Genomic DNA, 22,061 nt, shown 5'->3' on the forward strand with positions numbered 1-22,061 from the left:
GTTTACCTGATTCAGACGAATCCGATTCAGACAGGAGTTCCCATGCCGCTCGACCCCCAGGCGCAGGCGCTGCTCGCCGCATTCGCCCAGGCACCCGCGATCGATTTCGCGCAGCTCACCGTTCCCGCGTACCGCGCGAGCCTCGCCGCGGGCGGTGCCTTCGCGCCCGGCGACGCCGTCGCCGCCGAAGAGGACTGGCAGATCCCCGCGTCGGGCCGTCAGTTGTCAGCGCGGCTGTATCGGCCCGATGCCGACGGGCCGTTGCCGCTGACCGTGTTCTTCCACGGCGGCGGCTTCGTGTCGTGCGGCATCGATTCGCACGCCAACCTGTGCCGCAGCCTCGCGAAACGGGCGCGCACGCTCGTGCTGTCGGTCGACTACCGGCTCGCACCCGAGGCGCGTTTCCCGGCGGCCGCGCACGACGCGTGCGATGCCGTGCGCTGGGCCGCCGCCAGCGCGCGCGATCTCGGCGCGCGCGCCGGCGCGGTGGCCGTGGCCGGCGACAGCGCCGGCGGCAATCTCGCGGCGGTCGCCGCGTTGCAGTTGCGAGGCTCGAGCATCGCCATCGCGCATCAGTTGCTGCTGTATCCGGTCGTCGATTGCGCGACCGAGCATCCGTCGTACGAATCGCTCGGTGACGGCTATTTCCTGACGGCGGACATGATGCGCTGGTTCAAGGGCCACTATTTCGACGACGGCGCCGATCGCGCGTCGCCGCTCGCGAGCCCGCTTGCCGCACCGGACGTCGCGGGCACAGCGTCGGCGACGATCGTCAGCGCCGAATTCGATCCGCTGCGCGACGAGGCCGAAGCGTACGCGCTGCGTCTCGCGCAGGCCGGCACGCCGGTGACGCTCGTGCGCTGGCCCGGCCAGTTGCACGGTTTCGCGAGCATGCTCGGCGCCGTCGATGCGGCCGACCGCGTGCTGACGTTCGGCGCCGACGCGCTGCGCCGCGCATTCGACGCGACGGAGGCGCAATGACGCTCGCCGGCACGCTGGAGATCGTCGACGAGCTTCGTGCGGGCCGCATGGTCCTGCTCGTCGACGAAGAGGATCGCGAGAACGAAGGCGATCTCGTGATCGCGGCCGATCACGTGACGCCCGACGCGATCAATTTCATGGCGCGCTTCGGGCGCGGGCTGATCTGCCTGACGCTGACCGCCGAGCGCTGCGAGCAACTGCGGCTGCCGCCGATGGCCGATCGCAACGGCACGCCGTTCGGCACCGCGTTCACCGTCAGCATCGAGGCGGCCGAAGGCGTGACGACCGGCATATCGGCGGCCGATCGCGCGCATACGATCCGCGCGGCGGTCCGTGCGGGTGCCCGCCCCGACGATCTCGTGCAGCCCGGCCACGTGTTCCCGATCGCCGCGCGTCCGGGCGGCGTGCTCGTGCGCGCGGGGCACACCGAGGCAGGCTGCGATCTCGCGGCGCTGGCCGGGCTTACGCCCGCGTCGGTGATCTGCGAGGTGATGAACGACGACGGCACGATGGCGCGGCTGCCGGAGCTGAAGGCGTTCGCCGCGCATCACGGGCTGAAGATCGGCACGATCGCCGACCTGATCCACTACCGCCGCGAGCACGAGTCGCTCGTCGAACGCGTCGGCGAGCGGCCGCTGCATACGCCGTGGGGACGGTTCCGCGCGATCGAGTACCGCGACAGCGTGCACGGCGCGCCGCATCTCGCGCTCGTGCGCGGCGAACCCGATCCGGCGACGCCCGTGCTGACGCGCGTGCACGAATGCCATTCGCTGCTCGACCTGCTCGACGCGGAGCCGTCCGCGCATTCGTGGCCGCTGCACGCCGCGCTGCAGCGTATCGATGCGGCCGGCTGCGGGGTCGCGGTGCTGCTCGACTGCGACATGCGCGGCGACGCGATGCGGATGCCGGCCGGCAATGTGCGTCGCGACGGACGCGTGACGGGGATCGGATCGCAGATCCTGCGCGATGTCGGCGTGCGGCGGCTGAACGTGCTGTCGAGCCCGTTCCGGCTGCCGGCGCTGTCGGGGCACGACCTGGAGATCATGGCGTTCATTCCGCTCGGGGACGACGATCCGGAAAGCACGCGGAGCGCGCACGCGAACCCGCTTCGGGCGGCGTGATGCGCGGCTGATGCGCGGGATGGCCGGTCGGCATTTCGAGAAACAGGCTATCGTTTGTTTTTGTTAAATACAGTCTAAGATTTGTATTTTGACAATACATGCCATAGACTGTATTTTCCGATTACAAACGATCGCCTGTCATCCTGCGGAGCGCCCGATGGCCTTTCCTGTCCAGACCCTGACCCAGTTGCGCCCGATACTCGTCGGCTTCCGGAAGTCCGCGGGGCTCACGCAGGCGCAATTGGCCGCCCGCCTGGGCGTCACGCAGCAATCCTATGCGCAGCTCGAAGCCAATCCGTCGGCAGTCAGCATCGAACGGCTTTTCAAGGTGCTGAACACGCTCGGCGTTCGGATGACGCTCGACCTGGGCGTGCAGGATGAATTGGGGGAGCCCGCCGATGCCGAAGCCGAAGCCGGTGCCAGTACAGATGCCCGGCCGGCGGCTCGCAAGCCGGCCGCGAAAACACGCACACCGGATGCGACGCGCGGTGTAACGGCAGCAAAATCCGCAAAAGCCCAAACGGGAACCGCGACCGGCGCCGCGCGCAAGCGGCCGGCGACGGCAGCACCGGGCAAGCCGCGCGTCTCGAAACGGGAGGACTGGTGACAGTGGCCGCGCGTACCCGCCACGACCGGCTCGACCTGTGGATGAACGGCATTCCGGTCGGCTACTGGGAAGTCCGGCGCGGCGTCGAGCGCCTCGTCTACCTGCCGGGCTGGCTCGACGATCCCCAAGGGCGGCCGCTGTCGCTGTCGCTGCCCTTCACGCCCGGCAACCAGCCTCACCAGGGCACGATCGTCGCCGACTACTTCGACAACCTGCTGCCGGACAGCGAGCCGATCCGCCGCCGCATCGCGCAGCGTTACCGGCTCCGATCGACGGCGCCGTTCGAACTGCTCGCGTCGATCGGCCGCGATTGCGTCGGCGCGATCCAGATGCTGCCGCCCGGCGAGACGCCGGTCGACCTCGAGGCGATCGACGGCGTGACGCTCGACGACGCAGCCGTCGCCGACGTGCTGCGTCACGCGACCGCCGCGCCGCTGCCCGGCCGCGCGGAGCCGGACGTCGACCTGCGCCTGTCGATCGCCGGCGCGCAGGAAAAGACCGCGCTGCTGCGCCAGCGGAACCGCTGGTTGCGGCCGTCGGGCAGCACGCCGACGACGCACATCTTCAAGCTGCCGCTCGGGCGCGTCGGGAACATGCAGGCCGACATGCGGACGTCCGTCGAGAACGAATGGCTGTGCTCGAAGCTCGTCGCCGCATATGGCCTGCCGGTCGCGCCGTGCGAAATCGGCCGGTTCGACGACCAGAAGGCGCTGATCGTCGAGCGCTTCGACCGGCGTCCTTCGCGCGACGGCACGTGGATCCTGCGGCTGCCGCAGGAGGACATGTGCCAGGCGACCGGCACGCCGTCGGGCGCGAAATACGAATCCGACGGCGGCCCCGGCATCGAGACGATCATGGGCATCCTCGCGAATTCGGCCGACGCCGCGCACGACAGGCGGAATTTCTTCGTCGCGCAGCTCGTGTTCTGGGTACTGGCGGCGATCGACGGCCATGCGAAGAACTTCAGCATCGCGCATCTGCCCGGCAACACCTACCGCAGCACGCCGCTGTACGACGTGCTGTCCGCGCATCCGATCGTCGGCACGCGCCGCAACCAGCTGCCGCCGCGCCGCACGCGGCTCGCAATGGCCGTGTGCGGGAAGAACCGGCACTACGTGATCGGCGAGATCCAGCCGCGTCACTGGATCGCGCAGGGCCGGCGCGTCGGCCTGACCGAAGATGACGTGCGCGCCGCGATGGCGGCCGTCGAAGCGCGCACGGAGCCCGCGATTGCCGAAGTCGCCGCGCAGATCCCCGCGGATTTTCCGGCGGATGTGGCGGACGCGATCTTCGGCGGCATGCGTCGCCAGAGCCGCAAGCTTGGGGGTGGGTGATCGCGCGCGATGTTTCTCCGCGGTGTGCCGGGCCTGGGGCGTGATGCGGCGCTTCAACGCGTCGAATCGATGGTTCGTCCGGATTCGTCCGGATTCGCGCGATTGCGCGACATGGTGCTCGCCGCTTTAGACGACAGCGAACCGCCGCGTAACGATGGCGCGGGCGGCAAGCGCATCGACACGTCGCACGCGTACCGGATCGGACGTTGTCGGCAATTCATCCCGGCGGGCGGTGAAGCCTGCGGGCATTTCATTTCAAGCCGGTCCGGACGAAAGGCTCATCCACCCGGACGATGCGCGCCTGCACCGCCGCCGCACAATGGTCGCCGTGCCCATCCCGACGCCCGCGCCCTCATGGAATCCGCCGACCTCACGACCGCGTTCAGCCCGCTGCAGATCGGTCCGCTGACGCTGCGCAACCGCCTGATCAAGTCCGCCACCAACGAAGGCATGACGCCGAACGGCGTGCCGTCGCGCGCGCTCGTCGGCTTCCACGAGCGCATTGCCGAAGGCGGCGCCGCGCTGACGACCGTCGCGTACTGCGCGATCAGCGACGACGGCCGCACGTTCGTCGACCAGGCGCGACTCGACGTGCCGACCGTCCGGCAATTCCGCGCGCTGACCGACGCCGTCCATCGCCACGGCGCGGCCGCCTCCGCGCAGATCACGCACGGCGGCTGCTTCACGTTCCTGCCGTCGCTGTCGACGAAACGCCCGTTGAGTGCATCGGGCGGCTTCAACAAGGTCGGCGTGATGAGCGGCCGCTTCCTGAAGCAGGCGATGACGCGCGACCAGATGTCGGCGATCGCCGACGAATTCGCGCAGGCGGCGCGGCATGCGCGCGACGCCGGCTTCGATGCGGTCGAAATCCACATGGGGCACGGTTATCTGCTGAGCCAGTTCCTGTCGCCGCTGTACAACCGCCGCCGCGATGCATACGGCGGCGACGCGGCACGCCGTGCGGCGTTCCCGGTCGAGGTGCTGCGCCGCGTGCTCGATGCGGTGGGCCGCGATCTCGCCGTCGTCTGCAAGATCGGCGTGACCGAAGGCGTGCGCGGTGGCGGCACCGCCGACGACGCATGCGAGATCGCGCGGCGGCTGGAAGCCGAAGGCGCGCACCTGCTCGTGCTGAGCGGCGGGATGAACGTCGAATCGGTGTGGCAGCTGTTCGGCAGCCCGCTGCCGGGCGAAGCGCGCGCGAACGCCGACAACGCGATCGTGCGCACCGCGATGACGCTGCAGAAGCTCACCGAGCCGAAGATGGGCGCGTTTCGCGAGATGTATTTCCTCGAACATTCGACGAAGGTGCGCGCGGCCGTCAGGATGCCGCTCGCCTATCTCGGCGGCGTGCGTTCGCGCGAAAACGTCGAGCAGGCGATGCGCGAAGGTTTCGACGCGGTCGCGCTTGCGCGGGCGCTCGTGTTCGAACCGGGTTTCGTGAACGGGCTGCGCGACGGCCGGCTGACTCAGTCGGGCTGCACGTCGTGCAACCGCTGCGTCGTGTCGATGTACACGCCGGGCGGCACGGCGTGTGTACTGCGCGAGCCGAACGACCCCGCGCCGAACCGCGTGCCGGCCGCCGCCGCGTGAAACCTGACGCGTGACGCAGGTGCGCAGGCCGCTCAGCCGGCGTCGCGCGCGCGGGCGAGTGCCGCGAGGTTTCCTTCGCCGAACCCGTGGTGCCCCTTGCGCTGCACGATCTCGAAGAAGATCTCGCCGGGCCGGCGCTTGACGAAGGTCTGGAAGAACAGGCGCGGCACGCCGTCGCTGCCGATCTCGCCATCGACCAGCACAGCGCGACGGCGCAGCGCGTCGAGATCGACGCCGTGCCCCGGCAGCCGTGCATCGACGTCGTCGTAATAGCGTGCGGGCGGCTCGATGAATTCGACGCCGTTCGCACGCAGCGCGTCGACGCACGACAGGATGTCGTCGGTCGACAATGCGACGTGCTGGACGCCCTCGCCCGGATGGTCGGGCAGATACGCGTGCATCAGCTCGGTGCGCCGCGTGCCTTCCTCGTAGACCGGGATCCGCACCGCGCCGCACGGCGAAACCATCACGCGCGAGTCCTCCGACACATGCCAGTGCGCGTCGATTTCGTGGATTTCGCGAAAATGCAGCAGGTCGTGGTAGAAATCCAGCCACTCCCGCATGCGCCCCGCGCCGACGGTTTGCGTGAAATGGTCGACCTGCTGCAGGCCGACGCCCACGCAATCGAGATCGGTATGCGCGGTCGCGATGTCGATCGGGCGGAAATCGATGTCGAAGATCGAGATGTCGCCGACGCCGCCGCGCTGGCCGTCACGTCCGCGCCAGCGGTCGACGAAATACAGGTGCGAATCGCCGATGCCCTGGATCGCCGGGATCTTCAGCTCGCCGACGCCGACCCGCTCGCCCTCGAACGCCCACGCGCCGAGCTCGATCGCACGCTCGAACGCGCGCCGTGCGCTGGCCACGCGCAGCCCGATCGCACAGACCCCCATCCCGTATTCCTCCGCGTAGCGCGCGGCGAACGAATCGGGCTCGGCGTTGATCAGGAAATGCATCTGCCCTTGCCGGTACAGCGTGACGTTCTTGCTGACATGCCGCGCGATCGCCTTGAACCCGAGCTGCTCGAAGCGTTGCGCGAGCGCTTCCGGCACGGGCGCCGCGAACTCGACGAATTCGAGGCCGGCCATCCCGAGCGGATTGGCGGCCGGATCGGCGACGGGCGGCGTATCGCTGGACAAGGGGTGGGTATTGCCGGGCATTCCAGTCTCCGGGGGCATGCGGTCGATGGGGATGGCGCGCCCGGCGCGTGCGGTATGCGCGGCCGATGTGGCGATCGCGCATCCGCCCCGAACGGGCGAGTTTTCATGCTGCAGATTTTAACCAGATCGTTCACGGCGGCACACCCTGGCCGAATGGGATATCGACGCGCCGCCTAGTGCAAACCCGGAAAGCGTTCGATAATCGCACGAATATGAACGATAATCGCGCACTTTGTCCGATCGGCCAATTGCCGCCGTGCGGCGTGCGCCCTATTCTCCGTTCACCCATCGACTTCAATGCAGCATCGGACGCGGCGCCGCCACGATTCCACGATGCGCCGTGCCAGGAGACACCATGATGACCCCAACCTTCGACACCCTCGACGCCGCTGCCGGCGTCCGCGCGCGCAGCCAGGCCCGCAAGGCCGCGATCGGCAGCTTCGTCGGCGCCGTCGTCGACTGGTACGACTTCCTGCTGTACGGGATCGTCGCCGCGCTGGTATTCAATTCCGAGTTCTTCCCGAAAGTCAGCCCGACGATGGGCACGCTCGCGGCGTTCGCGACGTTCGGCGTCGGCTTCCTGTTCCGGCCGCTCGGCGGCGTCGTGTTCGGCCACTACGGCGACCGGCTCGGCCGCAAGCGGATGCTCGTGCTGACCGTGATGCTGATGGGGCTGTCGACGGTCGCGATCGGCCTGCTGCCGACCTTCGCAACCATCGGCTGGTGGGCGCCGGTGCTGCTGGTGCTGATGCGTGCGATCCAGGGTTTCGCGGTCGGCGGCGAATGGGGCGGCGCGGCACTGATGGCCGTCGAGAGCGCGCCGAAGCAAAAGAAGGCGTTCTACAGCAGCGGCGTGCAGGTCGGCTACGGCGTCGGGCTCGTGCTGGCCACCGGCATCGTGTCGATCCTGAGCCACACGCTCGGCGAAGCCGCGTTCAAGTCGTGGGGCTGGCGCCTGCCGTTCGTGTTCAGCATCGTGCTGGTGCTGATCGGGCTGTGGGTGCGCAAGAGCATGGACGAATCGCAGGAGTTCGTCGAGAAGGTCGAACACGGCAACCGCAAGCTGCGCCTGCCGGTGCTCGAAGCGCTGACGCGCCATCCGAAGGCGTTCCTGCTGATCATCGCGCTGCGGCTCGCCGAACTGTTCACGATGTATATCGTCACCGCGTTCGCGCTCAGCTATTCGACGACCAACCTCGGCATGTCGCGCGACCTGTTCCTGAACATCGGCCTGCTGGTCGGTGCGGTGAGCTGCGTGACGATCCCGTGCTTCGCGTGGCTGGCCGACCGCTACGGCCTGCGCCGCATCTACCTGATCGGCGCGCTGATCGGCCTCGCGTCCGCGGTGCCGTTCTTCGTCGCGCTGGAAGCGCGGTCGATCGCGTGGATCGTGATCTTCTCGATCCTGCTCGCGAACGCCGCGCACGACATGGTCGTGAGCGTCCAGCAGCCGCTGTTCACCGAGCTGTTCGGCGCTGAATACCGCTATAGCGGCGCGGGCGTCGGCTACCAGTTCGCGAGCGTCGTCGGCGGCGGGTTCACACCGTTCATCGCGATCGGCCTCGTCAGCCTGGCCGGCGGCTCGTGGCACCTCGTCGCCGGTTACCTCGCGGTGGGTTGCCTGATCTCGTTGGTGGTCGCCGCGCGGATGCGGGCAGCGCAGTGACGAAGTGAGCGCGTGGCCGGCCCGATCCGCGGCCGGCCATTCCCTGCGTCGGCCGCCAGCCGAACGGCGGTACCCCCCAACTCAACGTCAAACACCGTCAATCGCGCGCGCCGATCCCCCTTTTCCCTTCTGAACATTCCACGCCGCCCGCCGACCAATGGCATCATATGGGCCTACGTCAGTCACCGATACGCCCCCATATCATGTCGAATCTCATCGTCCACGGCGGCACTCCGCTGCGCGGGGACATCAAGCCGTCCGCGAACAAGAACGCCGTCCTGCCGATCCTGTGCGCCACCCTGTTGACCGATCAGCCGCTGCGCCTTGTCGGCGTGCCGGACATCACCGACGTGCGCAAGATCCTCGACATCTTCCGCACGCTCGGCAGCGACGTGTCGGTCGACTTCACGACGGGCCTGCTCGAACTCCACCATCGCAACACGAAGTTCGATCCAGCCGTCCACCGGCTGCCCGAGGCGATGCGCTCGTCGATCATGCTGATTCCGCCGCTGCTCGCGCGCTTCGGCGTCGCGCGCCTCGAGAACGACGTGAAAGGCTGCACGCTCGGCGTGCGCGAAATCGATCCGCACGTCGAGGTGTTCGAGCGCTTCGGCGCGCACATCGAACGCACGCCCGATTCGCTGATCGTCCGCACCGACGGCCCGCTGACGGCCAACGATCACTGGTTCGACTACGCGTCGGTGACGACTACCGAGAACTTCGCGCTGTGCGCGACGGCCGCGAGCGGCACGTCGACGTTGATGAACGCGGCGTCCGAGCCGCACGTGCAGGAGTTCTGCCAGTTCCTCGCGATGATCGGCGTCACGATCGAGGGCATCGGCACGTCGCGGCTCTGCGTGACGGGCGGCGGCAAGCTCGGCGGCGGCGAATTCCGCTTCGCCGAGGATTTCCACGAGATCGCGACGTTCCTCGCGCTCGGCGCGATCACGGGCGGCGACATCACGGTGCGCAACTCGTCGCCCGAGCATTTCCCGCTGATCGACCGCACGTTCGCGAAGTTCGGCGTCAACGTCACGCACCGCGACGGCTGGTCGCGCGCGGAACGCGACGGCCCGCTGCGCGTGCGCCGGCCGTTCACGCAGAACATCCTGACCAAGGTCGAGGCCGCGCCGTGGCCGTACCTGCCGGTCGACCTGCTGCCGATCTTCATCGCGCTCGGCGTGCGCGCGGAAGGCAGCGCGATGTTCTGGAACAAGGTTTACGACGGTGCGCTCGGCTGGTCCGGCGAACTGTCGAAGTTCGGCGCGCACGTGCTGTTGTCCGATCCGCACCGGCTGATCACGTTCGGCGGGCTGCAACTGACGCCGGCACGCGTCGAGAGCCCGTACATCATCCGTGTCGCGATCGCGCTGCTGATGGTGGCTGCGAGCATCGAAGGCCGCTCGGAAATCATGAACGCGCTGCCGATCCGCCGCGCGCATCCGCATTTCGTCGAGAACCTGCGCTCGGTCGGCGCGAACGTCGAGTGGACGAGCAGCGAATAATGCCGCTCGGGCGGGTGCGGCTCGCGTGAAGTCGGCGCCGCATCCGTTTTCCCGCCTTCCCTGGCCGGCGTCGGCAGACTGCCCGGCAACCGGCGCGCCCTGAAGGGCCGCCGTTTCGCTTCCGGGCGTTACTCGCCCTCCCCGCACCCGACGTCGCCTGCTCCCATATGGTCGAAGCCGTACAGCATCACGGCGGTCGTCCCGTGCGCGGGATCGCTCGGCCGCCTGCCGAGGCTGTCGTCGGTCGGGCTCGACGGATACTGGATGCTCGTGTCCATCAGGTTGTCCGGCTGCTTGCGCAGTTCCGCTTCGGTCAGCTTGCGCCCCGCCGCGTGCGGCAACCCGAACGCCTTGCGCACGTCCGCTTCGTTCCACGTTCCCTTCAGCGTGACGGTGACCATCTGCAGGTCGCCATGCTCCCAGTCGAGCTCGACTTTCGTCGCGAGCGGATGCACGCGGGCCGCGAGCCGGTCGGGGAATGCGGGGCCTTCGTAGTACGCCTTCGTGTTCTTGCAAGCGTCGCCAGTGTTCCGGTACTTCTTCAGCGTGCAATTGAAGCGCTTGTCGCGGTAGTCGAAAGTCTTTTCGAGGGTGCAGCCGAATGCCGGCGACGACATGCGCGGCCATGCGCGGATGTCGATGGCCGGACGAGTCAGCCCGGCGTCACTTGCAGGACTGGCGCCAGCGAGCGCCGGCACGGCCGCAGCGAACAAGGCCACCGCGAATTCACGAAATTTCATGTTGGGTTCCAAAAACGATGATCGTGTCATGCGCACGATCCGATGGCTCACGGAAAAAACTGATTCAGACTTGTCCAATTGCTCCCGCGCCTGCCCCGGCTTAGGCTGCTTTCCTTCCCGAGCGATTGCCGACGATCGCCACTCAACCAGCGATCCGACAGGAGATGACGTAGCACATGAAACCCCGATTCACCCTGACGCAGATGCGGGACGTCTGGCTCGATGCGTATTGTCATGCCGACTTCGAGCAGATCGATTTCGTGGCGAGCCCGCACTTTTTCATCCAGCACGAGAATCGAGTTCGGACGAAGACGCAATATCTCGCACGGATGCGCTCCCTTGCGGCCGACTGCGCGTCGGGCACACCGCGTGTCGCGTATCGGGACGAAGCCATGCAAATCGTCGAGCACGGACAATGGGCGACGATATCGGGTGTCGGGTCAATATGGAAGGACCGGGCGATCGACTCCCGCTTCGATTTTCTGGAGCTGTGGTGCATCAACGACGCACGATGGCGGATTGCGGCCCTGTGCTACGAGCACAAGGAAATCGACGCGCATCGCCTGGCCTGACCGCAGCGTTCCTGTCGGTAGCACGCCCGGAATTCGCGACGTTCAGGCAAACGGATTTCGCAGCACCGGACCGCCGTCCACGCGCAGGCCGTCGTGCATGTCCTCGGTGTACAGGTACTCGCAACCCTCGAGCGACGCGGCGGCGACGATGCACGCGTCATAGAAGGACAAGCCATGCCGCTCCGCGAGCCTTCGCGCCAGGTCATGCGTATCGATCGTGACCGGTACGACATGGCACAAGCTCCTGATCGGTTCCAGAAACTGCCCCACGTCGCTCCACGGCATCCGCAATTTTCGGCTGCAGACGCTGGCGACTTCGTTCAGTACCTGGACACTGACGGTGGGCCGCCGAAGGAACAGCGCCTCCGCGCGATTTGCCTTGGTTTCGTCCTCGGACAGCAGATAAAGCACGACATTGCTGTCGACGAACGATTTCGCCGACTCAACCCCGCTCATTCGCATCGTCCCGGCTGAACTTGAAATCGGCGGGCAGCTTGCCCCTGAAACGCCGCAGCCGTTGCAGAAGTTCATCGGGCCTGGGCTTGCGACTGACGGCAAAAACGCGCGGGCTATCGACCACGATTTCGATATCGTCCCCTTCGCGCAGCTCCAGTGCATCAACCACACTGGCGGGAAGGCGGACGGCCAGGCTATTGCCCCACTTTGCGACTTGCATACGTACCTCCTCGGATATACATCGATGATTGTATATCCTCCATATCTCGCCTGCAAAATCGGGGCATAACGCATGCATCGGATGCCGCCGTCGTTCGAATCGCGCGATAATCGCCCACTCCCGCGCGATCACCGCGCATGATGGCGCCGCTCCCCGACGATGAAAAAGCCCGAGCTCGACCGACGCGACTGGATTGCCGGCCTCGAAAAAGGCCTGATGATCCTGGAAGCATTCGACAGCCAGCACGCGCGCATGACGCCCACGCAGGCCGCTGCACGCACCGGCCTCACGCGCACGGCCGCGCGGCGCTACCTGCTGACGCTCGAATCGCTCGGCTACGTCTACACCGACGGCAAGCTGTACGGCCTGACGCCGCGCGTGCTGCGGGTCGGCTGGTCGTACTTCGACTCGGCGCGGCTGCCGCGCACGGTCCAGCCCTATCTGCAGCAACTGAGCGCGTCGCTGAACGAATCGGCTTACGTGAGCGTGCTCGACGGCTGGGAACTCGTGTTCATCGCGCGCAACGGCGTGTCGCGCGTGATGACGACCGGCTTCGTGCTCGGCGCGCGCGTGCCGGCGCCGCTGACATCGCCGGGCGTCGTGCTGCTCGCGCATCATCCCGATCGCGAGGCGGTGCGCGCGTGGCTCGACGACACCGAGCTGACGCCGTTCACGCCGCACACGATCACCAACAAGGCGCGCCTGCTCGAACAGGTCGACCACGCGCGCGACGCCGGTTACGCGGCGATCGAACAGCAATTGCAGGTCGGCGTGCGCGGGATCGCGGTGCCGCTGAAGAACCGTCACGGCGAAGTCGTCGCCGCGCTGAGCACGAACATGCCGATCGGCACGGAGACGACCGACGCCGCCGTGCGGCGCGTGCTGCCGCACCTGCAGGAAGCCGCGCTCGCGATGCTGAACGTGCTGTAGTGCCTCCCGGCCCAGGGTGACGCCGCGACACCGCTACGCGACGGACAACACCGCTGCGCCGCAACCGGTCGTCTGCCGGCCGGGCTTTCGCCCGTTCACCCGATCCGCCACCACCGCGGCAGCAGATCGCGCACCTCCCGCCGCCGATAACGATCGTCGATCAGATGCACGACGCCTTCGTCGTGCTCGGTACGGATCACGCGCCCGGCCGCCTGCACGACCTTCTGCAAGCCCGGATACAGGTACATGTAGTCGTAGCCGTTGCCGAAGCGCGCGTCCATCGCACGCCGCATCTGCTCGTTGACATCGTTGACCTGCGGCAACCCGAGCGTCGCGATGAAGGCGCCGATCAGCCGTTCGCCGACCAGGTCCACGCCTTCCGAGAACGCACCGCCCAGCACCGCGAAGCCGACGCCGCGCCCGCCCGCGTCGAAGCGCGCAAGAAACGCGTCGCGCTCGCTTTCGGCCATGCCGGGCGCCTGCGCCCACACCGGCACGTCCGGATGGCGCGTCTGCATCAGCGCGACCACGCGCCCCAGGTAGTCGAAGCTGCTCAGGAAACCGAGGTAGTTGCCGGGCCTGGTTGCGTATTGCGCGGCGATCAGGTCGACGATCGGTTCGAGCGAACGGTCGCGGTCGCGCCAGCGCGTCGATACGTGGCTCGCGACGCGCACGGTCAGTTGCTCGGCGCGGAACGGCCCGTCGACGTCGAGCCAGCCCGTGTCGCCGGGCAGCCCGAGCGTGTCGCGGTAGAAATGGAACGGGCTCAGCGTGCCCGAAAACAGCACGGTCGCGCGCGCGGCTTCGTAGCGCTGCGCGAGAAATCCGGCCGGGATCACGTTGCGCACGCACAGCGTCGACTGGACGCGGCGCCGGCGGCCGGCCGACGCGACGCCGTCGAGCGCCGGCTGGCGCGGCATCGGTACGCCGTGCAGCGTCGCGTCGAAGATCGACGCGCTGTCGAAGGCTTCGGCGAGCACGCCGAACTGGATCGCCTCGAAATGAAAGCGCAGCAGCGCGTCGCCGTTCGCGCGCGGCGCGTCGGTCAGGTGTTCGCCGATCGCCGCGACGAGGTTCTGCACGGCCGACACGATCGGGCCCGGAATGTCCGGATACGCCACATAGCGCTCGGCCTGCGCGCGATTGATCGTGCCCCACGCGCGGGCGAGCCGGTCGAACGCCTTGCGCAGCGCCGCGGGCGCGGCTTCGCGCGCGGCTGCGAACGCGAACGGATCGAGCGACGCGCTGTACATCTTGCGCGCACGGTCCAGCAGGTTGTGCGCTTCGTCGACGAGCACGCCGACGCGCCACTGGTTCTGCTGCGCGAGCGTGTGCAGCATCGCGCTGCCGTCGTAGTAGTAGTTGTAGTCGCCGATCATCATGTCCGACCAGCGCGCGAGTTCCTGCGCGAGGTAGTACGGGCAGACATCGTGCGTGAGCGCGGCCGCGCGCACCGTATCGCGATCGAGCAGCCCGGCGCCGATCGCCGCGTCGCGCGCGGCCGGCAGCCGGTCGTAGAAGCCTTGCGCGAGCGGGCACGATTCGCCGTGGCACGCTTTGTCCGGATGCTCGCACGCCTTGTCGCGCGCGACGAGCTCCAGCACGCGCAGCGGCAGCGCGGGCGTGCCGGCGCCGAGCGTCGTCGCCGCTTCGAGCGCGAGCGCGCGGCCGGGCGTTTTCGCGGTCAGGAAGAACACGTGGTCGAGCTCGCCCTCGCCGCACGCCTTCAGCAGCGGGAACACGGTGCCGACCGTCTTGCCGATGCCGGTCGGCGCCTGCGCCATCAGGCAGCGTTCGTCGCGCGCCGCGCGATAGACGGCAACCGCCAGCTCGCGCTGGCCGCTGCGGAACTGCCCGTGCGGAAACGCGAGCGCACGCAGCGCCGCATCGCGCGCAGCGCGATGGGCCGTCTCGCGCTCGGCCCAGCCGACGAAGCATGCGCACTGCTCGGCAAAGAATGCCGCAAGCGTGCTCGCGGCCAGCGTTTCCGTCAGCACGGTCTCGCGCTCGGACACGATGTCGAAATACACGAGCGCGACGTCGATTTCCGCGAGGCCGCGCGCATCGCACATCAGGTGCGCATAGACCTTCGCCTGCGCCCAGTGCAGCGTGCGGTGGTTGGCCGGCATCGCGTCGAGGCTGCCGCGGTAGGTCTTGATTTCCTCGATACGGTTCGCCACCGGATCGTAGCCGTCCGCGCGGCCGCGCACGGTGAGCGTGCCCCACGTGCCCGTCAGCGCGATCTCGGTTTCGTAGCGCGCGCCGCGGTTGGATGTGACCGCGCCGTGGCCGGCGATGCCTTCGAGCGCGGTCGGCGCGGGCGTGAAGCGCAGGTCGAGATCGCCGCGCCGCGCGGTGAACTCGCACATCGCCCGCACCGCGACGACGTAGCTCACGCGGACAGCCCCGCCGCTTCGGCGTGCGCAACGCCAGCGCCAGCCCACTCGACATCGACGACGCGCACCGGAATGCCGTGCGCGACGCAGTACGCGAGCCAGCGCGTCTGGTTGTCCTGCAGCCGGTCTCCGGGGCCCTTCACCTCGATCAGCTCGTAGCGGCGTTCGCCGGGCCAGAAGCGGACGAGATCGGGCAGCCCCGAGCGGTTGCTGCGGATATCCGCGAGCAGGCGCGCGAACCACAGCCGCAAGTGCTCGGGCGGCAGGCACGCGAGCGCCTCGTCGAGCAGTTCGTCAGTCAGCACGCCCCAGAACACGAACGGCGACTGCAGCCCCGCCTTCGTCGCAAAATGCCGGCGGATCGTGTCGCGGTACGCGCCCGAATCGAGCTGCGCGAAACAGGCGGCGAACGCGTCCGCGCGGCGTGCGGCGAAATCCGGCGCGTGCAGGTCGGCCGGGCCGCGCTGGAACGGGTGGAAGAATGCGCCGGGCACGGCTGCGAACACGGGCTCCCAGCACAGCAACCCGAACAGCGAATTGATCAGCGTGTTCTCGACGTAATGGACCGGCGACGCCGGTTGCGCGAGATGGTCGCGCACCGCGAATTCGACGCTGACGAACGCATCGGGGCGCACCAGCACGAGCGTTTCGCGCGGCACGTCCGGCGCGGCAGCCGCGCGTTCGACTCGCTGGCCGACGCGGCGCTGCAGGCGCGGCAGCATGCGCTCGACGCGCTGGCGCTCCTCGTCGCTCTCGAAACCGCCGCGCGCATCGAGCGCCAGCGCGAGCGCGTCGTCGTCACGCCCGCAGCGCTCGAGCACGCGGATGCGCCGATGGCGGCTGCCGGGCCATGCGCTGCGCGTGTAAGCGTCGAGCGCGGCGGCCCAGTCGGCGCGGCGCTCGCAGGTCTGCCCGAGCGCGAACAGCAGCTTCGCGCGACGCGTCGCGAGCCACGGCTGCGCGCAGCCCACCGCGTCGATCGCGCGCAGCAGGTCGTCGAACGGCAGATCGTCGGGCCACGCGTCGAGCGCGTCGCGACACATCTGCAGCGCGAGATACGCGTCGACGTCGCCGCGCTGCTGGAACGCACGAGACGACGGCGCGATCGGCACGTTTTCGTACTGGAACACGCCGAGATCGGCGAGCACGAATTCGCTCCAGTCCTGATGGAGATTGCCGAAGAACATCAGGCGCAGCCGGTCGCACAGCGCGCCGACCGTCACGCGCAGCACGCGGTCGCCGGCCTGCGCGCACCAGGCATCGAGCGGCTGCGCGGCATCGTGCGCGGGCCGCAGCCGTTCGAGCCATTCGGGCTTGCGCTCGCCGGCATGTGCGGCGAGCGACGGGAAGATGCGCAGCAGGTCGACCTTGGTCGACAGCGCGAACAGCTCGTCGAGCGTCAGCGCGGGCGCCGGATCGACCCAGCCGAGTTCGACGAGCGGCGCGGCCGCATCGAGCGTGCAGCCGATTTCGTCGTACGCGAGCTTGCTGGCGCGGAAGTCGGACCCGTTGCGCATCAGCATCCGCACGAGCAGCGCGCGCGACGCCTGCGGCAGCGTCGCGAAATCGCGAACGAACGCCTGCTCCTGATGGTCGAGCAGGTCGTCGTAACGCTCGCCGAGCCAGGCCAGCGCGCGTTCGAAATTGGTCAGGTAGTAAAACGCCGGGGGCGTCGGCGAAGCGGGCGTCACGGGAATCGATCACTGTACGTTTGTACAGGTCGGAATCATATCAAATGTGACGGGAAGTGCCGCATGCCGCTGCCCGGCCAGAACGCCGGGATCAGAACTGGTAATTCACCGACATGTCGAACACGCCGTTGGTCGACTGCTGCGTGATCGGGCTTCGTGCCGCGCGGCCGACGAGCTGCTCGATCGCGCCGTCCATCGTCACGAACCAGTGCTTGTTCACGAACCAGACCATCGTCACGCCCACGCCAGCCGACTTGATCCCCGCGCCCGACGAATAGGCCGGCAGCCCCGAACGCGCGGCGGCGCCCTGGCTCACGCCAAACCAGCTGTTCATGTAGCGCGAGTCGGCGAACGACACGGTCGGCCCGGCGAACCAGAAGAAGTTTTCGTTGCTGCCGGGCATCGGCATGTACGCGGAAAAATCGCCGGTCCAGCCGTTCGAGCCGCCGATGCTGCGCCGGACATCCGCGCGCAGCACCAGCGGGAATTCCTTCGAGATCACGTAATCGGCCGCCAGCTTCATCACGGGCGCCGCGTTGATGTTGTCGAGGCCGTTCAGGTGGCCGAGATCGTCGGCCGAGCGGCGCCCGAGGTCATAGCCGACCGACAGGCTCACGCGCCAGTTCGGCCCGCGCAGCACGTTCGCACCCAGCCCCTCGCCGGTCGACAGGAAGAACAGGTCGCGATAGCGGATGTCGAGATTCGGGCCGCCCAGCACGCGATAGCGGTCGGAGCCCGCATAACGCGGCTGCAGCGTCATTGCGGCGCCGACGCTGACCTGCCACGTGGAGATGGTCGGATCGAACAGTTTCTCGAGCGGCACGCCCGCCGAGTATTGCCACTCGCCGAGCGGCGAAGGCGTCTGGGCCGACGCGTCGCGGGCGCCGGCCGCGGCGAGCGCCGCGCATGCGGACAGGCCGGATACGAACCGGCGTGCGCCGGGTGACAGCAACGGGCGAGCAACAGTCATCAAGGCGATCTCCGTCGGTTGCGCGAAACGAACCTGAGGGAAAGCGCTTCGCGCCTCTTCGGCTGCAGCAGCTGACTGCCTGCGGCGCGAACGTAGCGTGCGCTGAATTAACGGACATCCTACGCGACACGCGCGCAGACGCAAAGCGCCCGCTGCGCGCGGGCACTTTGCGTCGTTCCGGAGTGAATGGGCGCAGCGTTGCCCAATCGGAAACGCTCGATGTGATAGTCGCCGGCCAGCGTGGCCGGGTTGCGCGTCGACATCATCCGCGGGAAGCCGTCCGCGAGCCGCCCGAGCGCGAGTTGTTTCTGGCTGGCGTCCCATTGCGTACAGGTGTCGAATGCGGCATCGTCGAACGAGACGGTGACGGCGACCGGGCGGCCGTTGGCGCGAAAGCCGATATGCAGCACGCCGCCCGGCAATGCCTCGATGTGATGACGCAACGAGTGCGATTCGACATCGCCACCGCATGCGTTCGCGTCGTAACGTATCCTTTCCTTGATTGCATTCATCACGATGTCCTCTCGTCCACGCCGACGGTGCGTGTGCCATGCCCGGCGCACCGGCCGGCTTCCGCGGCGCGCAAGCGCGGGGAAGCCGGTGCCGCGCAGGTATGGCGCTTGCCCCTGCATCAACGACCAAGGAGGTTCGACCATGATCGTTCACGCCCCCGGCCGCCGCGACGCCGTGTCGCCGGCTGCCGGCTTGCTCAGGTTCGCCACGTCCCGCCCGCCATCCGACGACAAGACGGAGGAGCGCATCGACGAAGGGCTCGATGAATCGTTCCCGGCCAGCGATCCGCCCGCCGTCGGCGGCGCGACGCGTATCGACCCGGCCAAGCCGTCCGGCAAGCACGAACGTCGCGCACCGCACGACCCTTCCCCGCCCCGCGATCACGGCTGACGGCGGCGTCCGGCCCGCGATGCGCACCGGCGCATCGCGGGCTGGCGAAATCGGGAGTGATCCGATGAAACGCCTTGAACGCCAATGACGTGACATCGGCTGTGCCCGCCGACGTTGCGCCGCTGGCCGCGATCGAAAGTCGACGAGCGGTAGAGCGCGAATTGGTTGGCCTGTCGTTCGACGGTGCCGAGCATCCCGGCCTCGTCGGCGGTCGGGCCCGGGCGGACGACGTCCGACCGAACGTCGGAGAACGCGGCGTCATTTCGACGGCAACCAGCCGCGCACGGCGAAAGCGCTCGGGATCAGCCTGAAGACGCGCTACAACCGGCTCGCGCCGATGCGCGACCGCTCCTGATCGGTGCGGCCGCGCATTCCGCTGGCCGCATCACGCGACCTTGAACCGCCCGACCGTGGTCGCCAGCGCGTTCGCCTGCGACTGCAGCGCGGTTGCGGCGGCCGTCGACTGTTCGACGAGCGCCGCGTTCTGCTGCACCATTTCGTCGAGCTGCGTGACCGCGCGATTCACTTCCTGGATGCCGCGCGTCTGCTCGTTCGCCGCGTGCGTGATCTCGGAAATGATCGTCGTCACGTTCGACACGTTCGACACGATCTCGCGCATCGTGTCGCCGGCCTGGCGCACCTGGCCGGATCCGGCCGACACGCTCGCGACCGTCGATTCGACCAGCACCTTCACTTCGCGCGCGGCCTGCGCGCTGCGTTGCGCGAGGCTGCGCACTTCCTGCGCGACGACCGCGAAACCGCGGCCCTGCTCGCCCGCACGCGCCGCTTCGACGGCCGCGTTCAACGCGAGGATGTTGGTCTGGAACGCGATCCCGTCGATCACGCCGATGATGTCGCCGATCCGGCCCGACGCTTCCTCGATCTTTCCCATCGTCGCGACGACTTCCGACACGACCACGCCGCCGTGCGATGCGATCCGCGACGCGGCCGCCGCGCGTTCGTCGGCCTGGCCGGCCGCCGCCGCCGACTGGCCGACGGTGGCCGTGATCTCTTCCATCGATGCGGCCGTTTCCTCGAGGCTCGCCGCCGCCGATTCGGTGCGCGACGACAGGTCCTGGTTGCCCGCCGCGATTTCGTTCGCGGCCGTGCGCACCGATTCGCTCGCGTCGCGGATCTGGCGCATCACGTCGTTCAGCTTGTCGACGAAGCTGTTGAACGAGCGCGCGATGTCGGCGACTTCGTCGCGGCCGTCGGCCGGCAGGCGCTGCGTCAGGTCGCCAGCGCCCGAGCCGATCGCGGCCATTGCCTGGCGCACCTGCGACAGGCGGCGGAACGCGGTCGCGGTAATCGCGCCGATGATCAGCGACGCGACGCCGACGATCACGACCAGCGTGATCAGCGACGCGGTCAGCAGCGAGCGCATCCCGGCCGTCGCCTCGGTCTTGTCGAGCAGCACCAGCGCGTACCAGTCGGTGCCCGGCACGGGCCGCGCGCGCACCAGCTTCGCGTCGCCGCCGACGCTGACCTCGACGGGCGCGGTCGCGGCCGCGACCGACGCGGCGCTCATCGCGCCGAGTTCGGGCGACACGTCGGCAACCGGCTTCAGCGTGAGCTTCGGGTCCGGGTGCGCAACGACGTGGCCGTTGCTGTCGATCAACATCCCGAAGCTGGCGGGGGTCGGGCGGATCGACTTCACGTTGGCGATCACGCTGTCCATCGCGACGTCCGCGGCGACGACGCCCTTCAGCGCGCCGTCACGCAGGATCGGTACCGCGAACGTAACCACCAGGTTGCCGGTGCCGGCATCGACGTAAGGCGGCGTGACAACCGGCTTGCCGGCCTGCGCGGCCTGCTTGTACCACGGGCGGCCGGTCGGATCGTAGTCGGGCGGGATGCCGGTCGCGTCGGAGAAGCGGAACGCCTTGTCGGCGTAACCCGCGTAGACGTTCGTGAAACCGCCGGCCGCGGCCATCTGCTTGAACACCGGCAGCGGATCGGGCGCCAGCGCGGCATCCTGCAGCGACGCGATCATCCGGCTCCGGGTGGCGACCCAGTCGGCGATCCCGACCACGTGGCCGCTCGCGACGGAGGTCAGGTTGCGGTCGATCGCGTCGTCGTTGTACGAGCGTGCGATGACGTAGTTGATCAGCGTGGTGGCGACGAGCGCGAATACAACGATGGCGACGCACGCGGCAAGGATGCGGGCGCGGATGGACGAGAGCATGGCAACGACTCGGTAAGGGAGCGCGAACGCCCGATGGACGAATTCACCGGGTAAACGGCAATCGCGCGGCTTACTTGAGGCCGTTGTGACAATTCAGTGAAATGTAAGGCGGAAGGCGCCGCCGAATGTCAGCGGATCGTCAGGACTGACGCGCCCGCCCGGCCACCCGTGCGCGGGTTGCCGGGCGCGGCGACTGGGCGGCTAACCGCCCGTAGCGTCCGTCGCGGCGACCGCCCGTCATAGACGGTGGCTCGTGCGCGGACCGGATTCCGCGGGCGGCGCACCGGCCCGCGTGTCGCTGTCGAGATCGTCCTGCTGGCGCATCCGTTCGCGCAGGTGCCGGATCGCGAACACGTGGATGTAGTCGTGCACGCGTGCGCCGGACGACAGCACGCGCACTTCGTCGTCGAGCATCGCGCGCAGCTGATCCGCGCCGATCGCACGCTGTTCGGCGGCTTCCTTGAGTGAATCGAGCAAATTGTCCTTGGACATCGACGAACTCCTGACGGTCGAGGTACGAAAAGATGACGGTACTGGAAGATTAAAGACTGGACGGCTGCGCGGCGTACGATGCGCCGGAGCATATTTGCGCGCGATCAACGGCACGTTGCGTGCCGCCGCGTCGATCCGCTTCCGGACCGGCCGCGCTTGGTTCGCGGCGCAAACTGCCCGCGAACGAGACTGGAAGCCCTGCCACGCCACCCCGGCGCGCGGCACCGGCAAACGGGCGGACGGTGGAACGCCGCGCGACGCCGATGCAGTGGGCAACTTAGACCGGCCGAAATCATGCGTCAAGCGACGTCCGCCGCACCCTGTCCATTCGTCGGAACGAACGCGCCGGATCACCACCGATACCACCGCACCCGCCGATCGGCCGCCGCGCGTGTCAGCGGATTCCGATACGTGCGCGCAATGCCTGACAGCGACTTCAGCGCACGCTGCTTGGCAGCGCGTTTTCGCCACCCGATACTGATTGCATGGACGAAGCGTTCATACCGGGTCATCGCACAGTCGGCCGTCGAGCCGGCATACGG

General features: G+C 68.3%; 20 protein-coding genes and 2 pseudogenes. 12 read left to right on the plus strand and 10 right to left on the minus strand.

Annotation, left to right across the window (positions count from 1 at the left end; translation table 11 throughout):
* Positions 1 to 42 precede the first annotated feature (42 nt).
* The 5 genes from ABD05_RS28530 (at position 43) to ABD05_RS28550 (ending at position 5,633) form a co-directional block, all read left to right on the plus strand.
* Positions 43 to 981 carry an alpha/beta hydrolase gene (locus ABD05_RS28530; RefSeq protein WP_047903288.1) on the plus strand — a complete coding sequence of 313 codons (939 nt, stop codon included), beginning with the start codon at positions 43 to 45 and terminating at the stop codon, positions 979 to 981.
* Entirely contained in the window at positions 978 to 2,102 is a 1,125-nt protein-coding gene (gene ribBA, locus ABD05_RS28535) for a bifunctional 3,4-dihydroxy-2-butanone-4-phosphate synthase/GTP cyclohydrolase II (RefSeq protein ID WP_047903289.1), read from the plus strand. Before ABD05_RS28530 ends, ribBA begins: the two co-directional genes overlap by 4 nt.
* A 157-nt stretch (positions 2,103 to 2,259) precedes the next feature.
* A complete protein-coding gene (locus ABD05_RS28540) occupies positions 2,260 to 2,709 on the plus strand; it encodes a helix-turn-helix domain-containing protein (protein ID WP_047903290.1) in 450 nt (149 codons plus the stop codon).
* 2 nt (positions 2,710 to 2,711) lie between these two features.
* On the plus strand, positions 2,712 to 4,043 hold the full coding sequence (locus tag ABD05_RS28545; RefSeq protein WP_047903291.1) for a type II toxin-antitoxin system HipA family toxin: 1,332 nt from the start codon (positions 2,712 to 2,714) through the stop codon (positions 4,041 to 4,043).
* A 354-nt stretch (positions 4,044 to 4,397) separates the two neighbouring features.
* Positions 4,398 to 5,633 carry an NADH:flavin oxidoreductase gene (locus ABD05_RS28550; RefSeq protein ID WP_047903292.1) on the plus strand — a complete coding sequence of 412 codons (1,236 nt, stop codon included), beginning with the start codon at positions 4,398 to 4,400 and terminating at the stop codon, positions 5,631 to 5,633.
* 32 nt (positions 5,634 to 5,665) lie between these two features.
* Here the strand turns inward: ABD05_RS28550 and ABD05_RS28555 are convergent, their stop codons facing one another.
* Complete coding sequence (locus ABD05_RS28555; protein ID WP_047903293.1) at positions 5,666 to 6,793, minus strand: 4-hydroxyphenylpyruvate dioxygenase family protein; 1,128 nt, start codon at positions 6,791 to 6,793, stop codon at positions 5,666 to 5,668.
* A 358-nt stretch (positions 6,794 to 7,151) separates the two neighbouring features.
* Here ABD05_RS28555 and shiA point away from each other — a divergent pair, with 358 nt between their 5' ends.
* Positions 7,152 to 8,459 (plus strand): shikimate transporter, encoded by a 1,308-nt coding sequence (shiA, locus tag ABD05_RS28560; RefSeq protein WP_047903873.1) that lies wholly within the window; start codon positions 7,152 to 7,154, stop codon positions 8,457 to 8,459.
* A 203-nt stretch (positions 8,460 to 8,662) separates the two neighbouring features.
* Complete coding sequence (locus tag ABD05_RS28565; protein WP_047903294.1) at positions 8,663 to 9,964, plus strand: UDP-N-acetylglucosamine 1-carboxyvinyltransferase; 1,302 nt, start codon at positions 8,663 to 8,665, stop codon at positions 9,962 to 9,964.
* Between the two features lie 128 nt (positions 9,965 to 10,092).
* Here the strand turns inward: ABD05_RS28565 and ABD05_RS28570 are convergent, their stop codons facing one another.
* Positions 10,093 to 10,704, minus strand: a complete 612-nt coding sequence (locus ABD05_RS28570) for a hypothetical protein (protein ID WP_047903295.1) — start codon at positions 10,702 to 10,704, stop codon at positions 10,093 to 10,095.
* A gap of 176 nt (positions 10,705 to 10,880) precedes the next feature.
* Between ABD05_RS28570 and ABD05_RS28575 the strand changes: the two genes are divergently transcribed.
* A complete protein-coding gene (locus tag ABD05_RS28575) occupies positions 10,881 to 11,276 on the plus strand; it encodes a DUF4440 domain-containing protein (RefSeq protein WP_047903296.1) in 396 nt (131 codons plus the stop codon).
* Between the two features lie 42 nt (positions 11,277 to 11,318).
* Here ABD05_RS28575 and ABD05_RS28580 read toward each other — a convergent pair whose 3' ends face one another.
* Together ABD05_RS28580 and ABD05_RS28585 are read right to left on the minus strand one after the other, a co-directional pair.
* On the minus strand, positions 11,319 to 11,732 hold the full coding sequence (locus ABD05_RS28580; protein ID WP_047903297.1) for a PIN domain-containing protein: 414 nt from the start codon (positions 11,730 to 11,732) through the stop codon (positions 11,319 to 11,321).
* On the minus strand, positions 11,719 to 11,952 hold the full coding sequence (locus ABD05_RS28585) for an AbrB/MazE/SpoVT family DNA-binding domain-containing protein (RefSeq protein WP_047903298.1): 234 nt from the start codon (positions 11,950 to 11,952) through the stop codon (positions 11,719 to 11,721). The genes ABD05_RS28580 and ABD05_RS28585 overlap by 14 nt, the downstream gene beginning before the upstream one ends.
* Positions 11,953 to 12,111: 159 nt before the next feature.
* On the opposite strand from ABD05_RS28585, the gene ABD05_RS28590 reads away from it, so the two are divergent.
* Entirely contained in the window at positions 12,112 to 12,882 is a 771-nt protein-coding gene (locus ABD05_RS28590) for an IclR family transcriptional regulator domain-containing protein (RefSeq protein WP_047903299.1), read from the plus strand.
* 95 nt (positions 12,883 to 12,977) lie between these two features.
* Here ABD05_RS28590 and ABD05_RS28595 read toward each other — a convergent pair whose 3' ends face one another.
* The 4 genes and pseudogenes from ABD05_RS28595 to ABD05_RS39465 form a co-directional block, all read right to left on the minus strand.
* Entirely contained in the window at positions 12,978 to 15,278 is a 2,301-nt protein-coding gene (locus tag ABD05_RS28595) for an ATP-dependent DNA helicase (protein WP_047903874.1), read from the minus strand.
* A complete protein-coding gene (locus tag ABD05_RS28600; protein ID WP_047903300.1) occupies positions 15,275 to 16,969 on the minus strand; it encodes a VRR-NUC domain-containing protein in 1,695 nt (564 codons plus the stop codon). Before ABD05_RS28600 ends, ABD05_RS28595 begins: the two co-directional genes overlap by 4 nt.
* 91 nt (positions 16,970 to 17,060) lie before the next feature.
* Positions 17,061 to 17,939, minus strand: coding sequence for a MipA/OmpV family protein (locus ABD05_RS28605; RefSeq protein WP_047903301.1), 879 nt, complete (start codon positions 17,937 to 17,939; stop codon positions 17,061 to 17,063).
* Between the two features lie 209 nt (positions 17,940 to 18,148).
* Positions 18,149 to 18,451: pseudogene (locus tag ABD05_RS39465) on the minus strand (hypothetical protein); the annotation flags it as partial.
* A gap of 142 nt (positions 18,452 to 18,593) precedes the next feature.
* On the opposite strand from ABD05_RS39465, the gene ABD05_RS28615 reads away from it, so the two are divergent.
* Together ABD05_RS28615 and ABD05_RS39080 are read left to right on the plus strand one after the other, a co-directional pair.
* Positions 18,594 to 18,842, plus strand: a complete 249-nt coding sequence (locus ABD05_RS28615; protein WP_047903302.1) for a hypothetical protein — start codon at positions 18,594 to 18,596, stop codon at positions 18,840 to 18,842.
* A gap of 250 nt (positions 18,843 to 19,092) precedes the next feature.
* Positions 19,093 to 19,197: pseudogene (locus tag ABD05_RS39080) on the plus strand (helix-turn-helix domain-containing protein); the annotation flags it as partial.
* A gap of 30 nt (positions 19,198 to 19,227) precedes the next feature.
* On the opposite strand, the gene ABD05_RS28620 reads toward ABD05_RS39080, so the two are convergent.
* Positions 19,228 to 21,027 carry a methyl-accepting chemotaxis protein gene (locus ABD05_RS28620; RefSeq protein WP_047903303.1) on the minus strand — a complete coding sequence of 600 codons (1,800 nt, stop codon included), beginning with the start codon at positions 21,025 to 21,027 and terminating at the stop codon, positions 19,228 to 19,230.
* A 237-nt stretch (positions 21,028 to 21,264) separates the two neighbouring features.
* Entirely contained in the window at positions 21,265 to 21,519 is a 255-nt protein-coding gene (locus ABD05_RS28625) for a DUF3562 domain-containing protein (protein ID WP_047903304.1), read from the minus strand.
* On the opposite strand from ABD05_RS28625, the gene ABD05_RS38000 reads away from it, so the two are divergent.
* Complete coding sequence (locus ABD05_RS38000) at positions 21,512 to 22,000, plus strand: hypothetical protein (RefSeq protein ID WP_148669157.1); 489 nt, start codon at positions 21,512 to 21,514, stop codon at positions 21,998 to 22,000. The genes ABD05_RS28625 and ABD05_RS38000 overlap by 8 nt on opposite strands.
* Positions 22,001 to 22,061 lie beyond the last annotated feature (61 nt).

The organism is Burkholderia pyrrocinia, assembly GCF_001028665.1.
In the GTDB taxonomy this organism is placed as follows: domain Bacteria; phylum Pseudomonadota; class Gammaproteobacteria; order Burkholderiales; family Burkholderiaceae; genus Burkholderia; species Burkholderia pyrrocinia.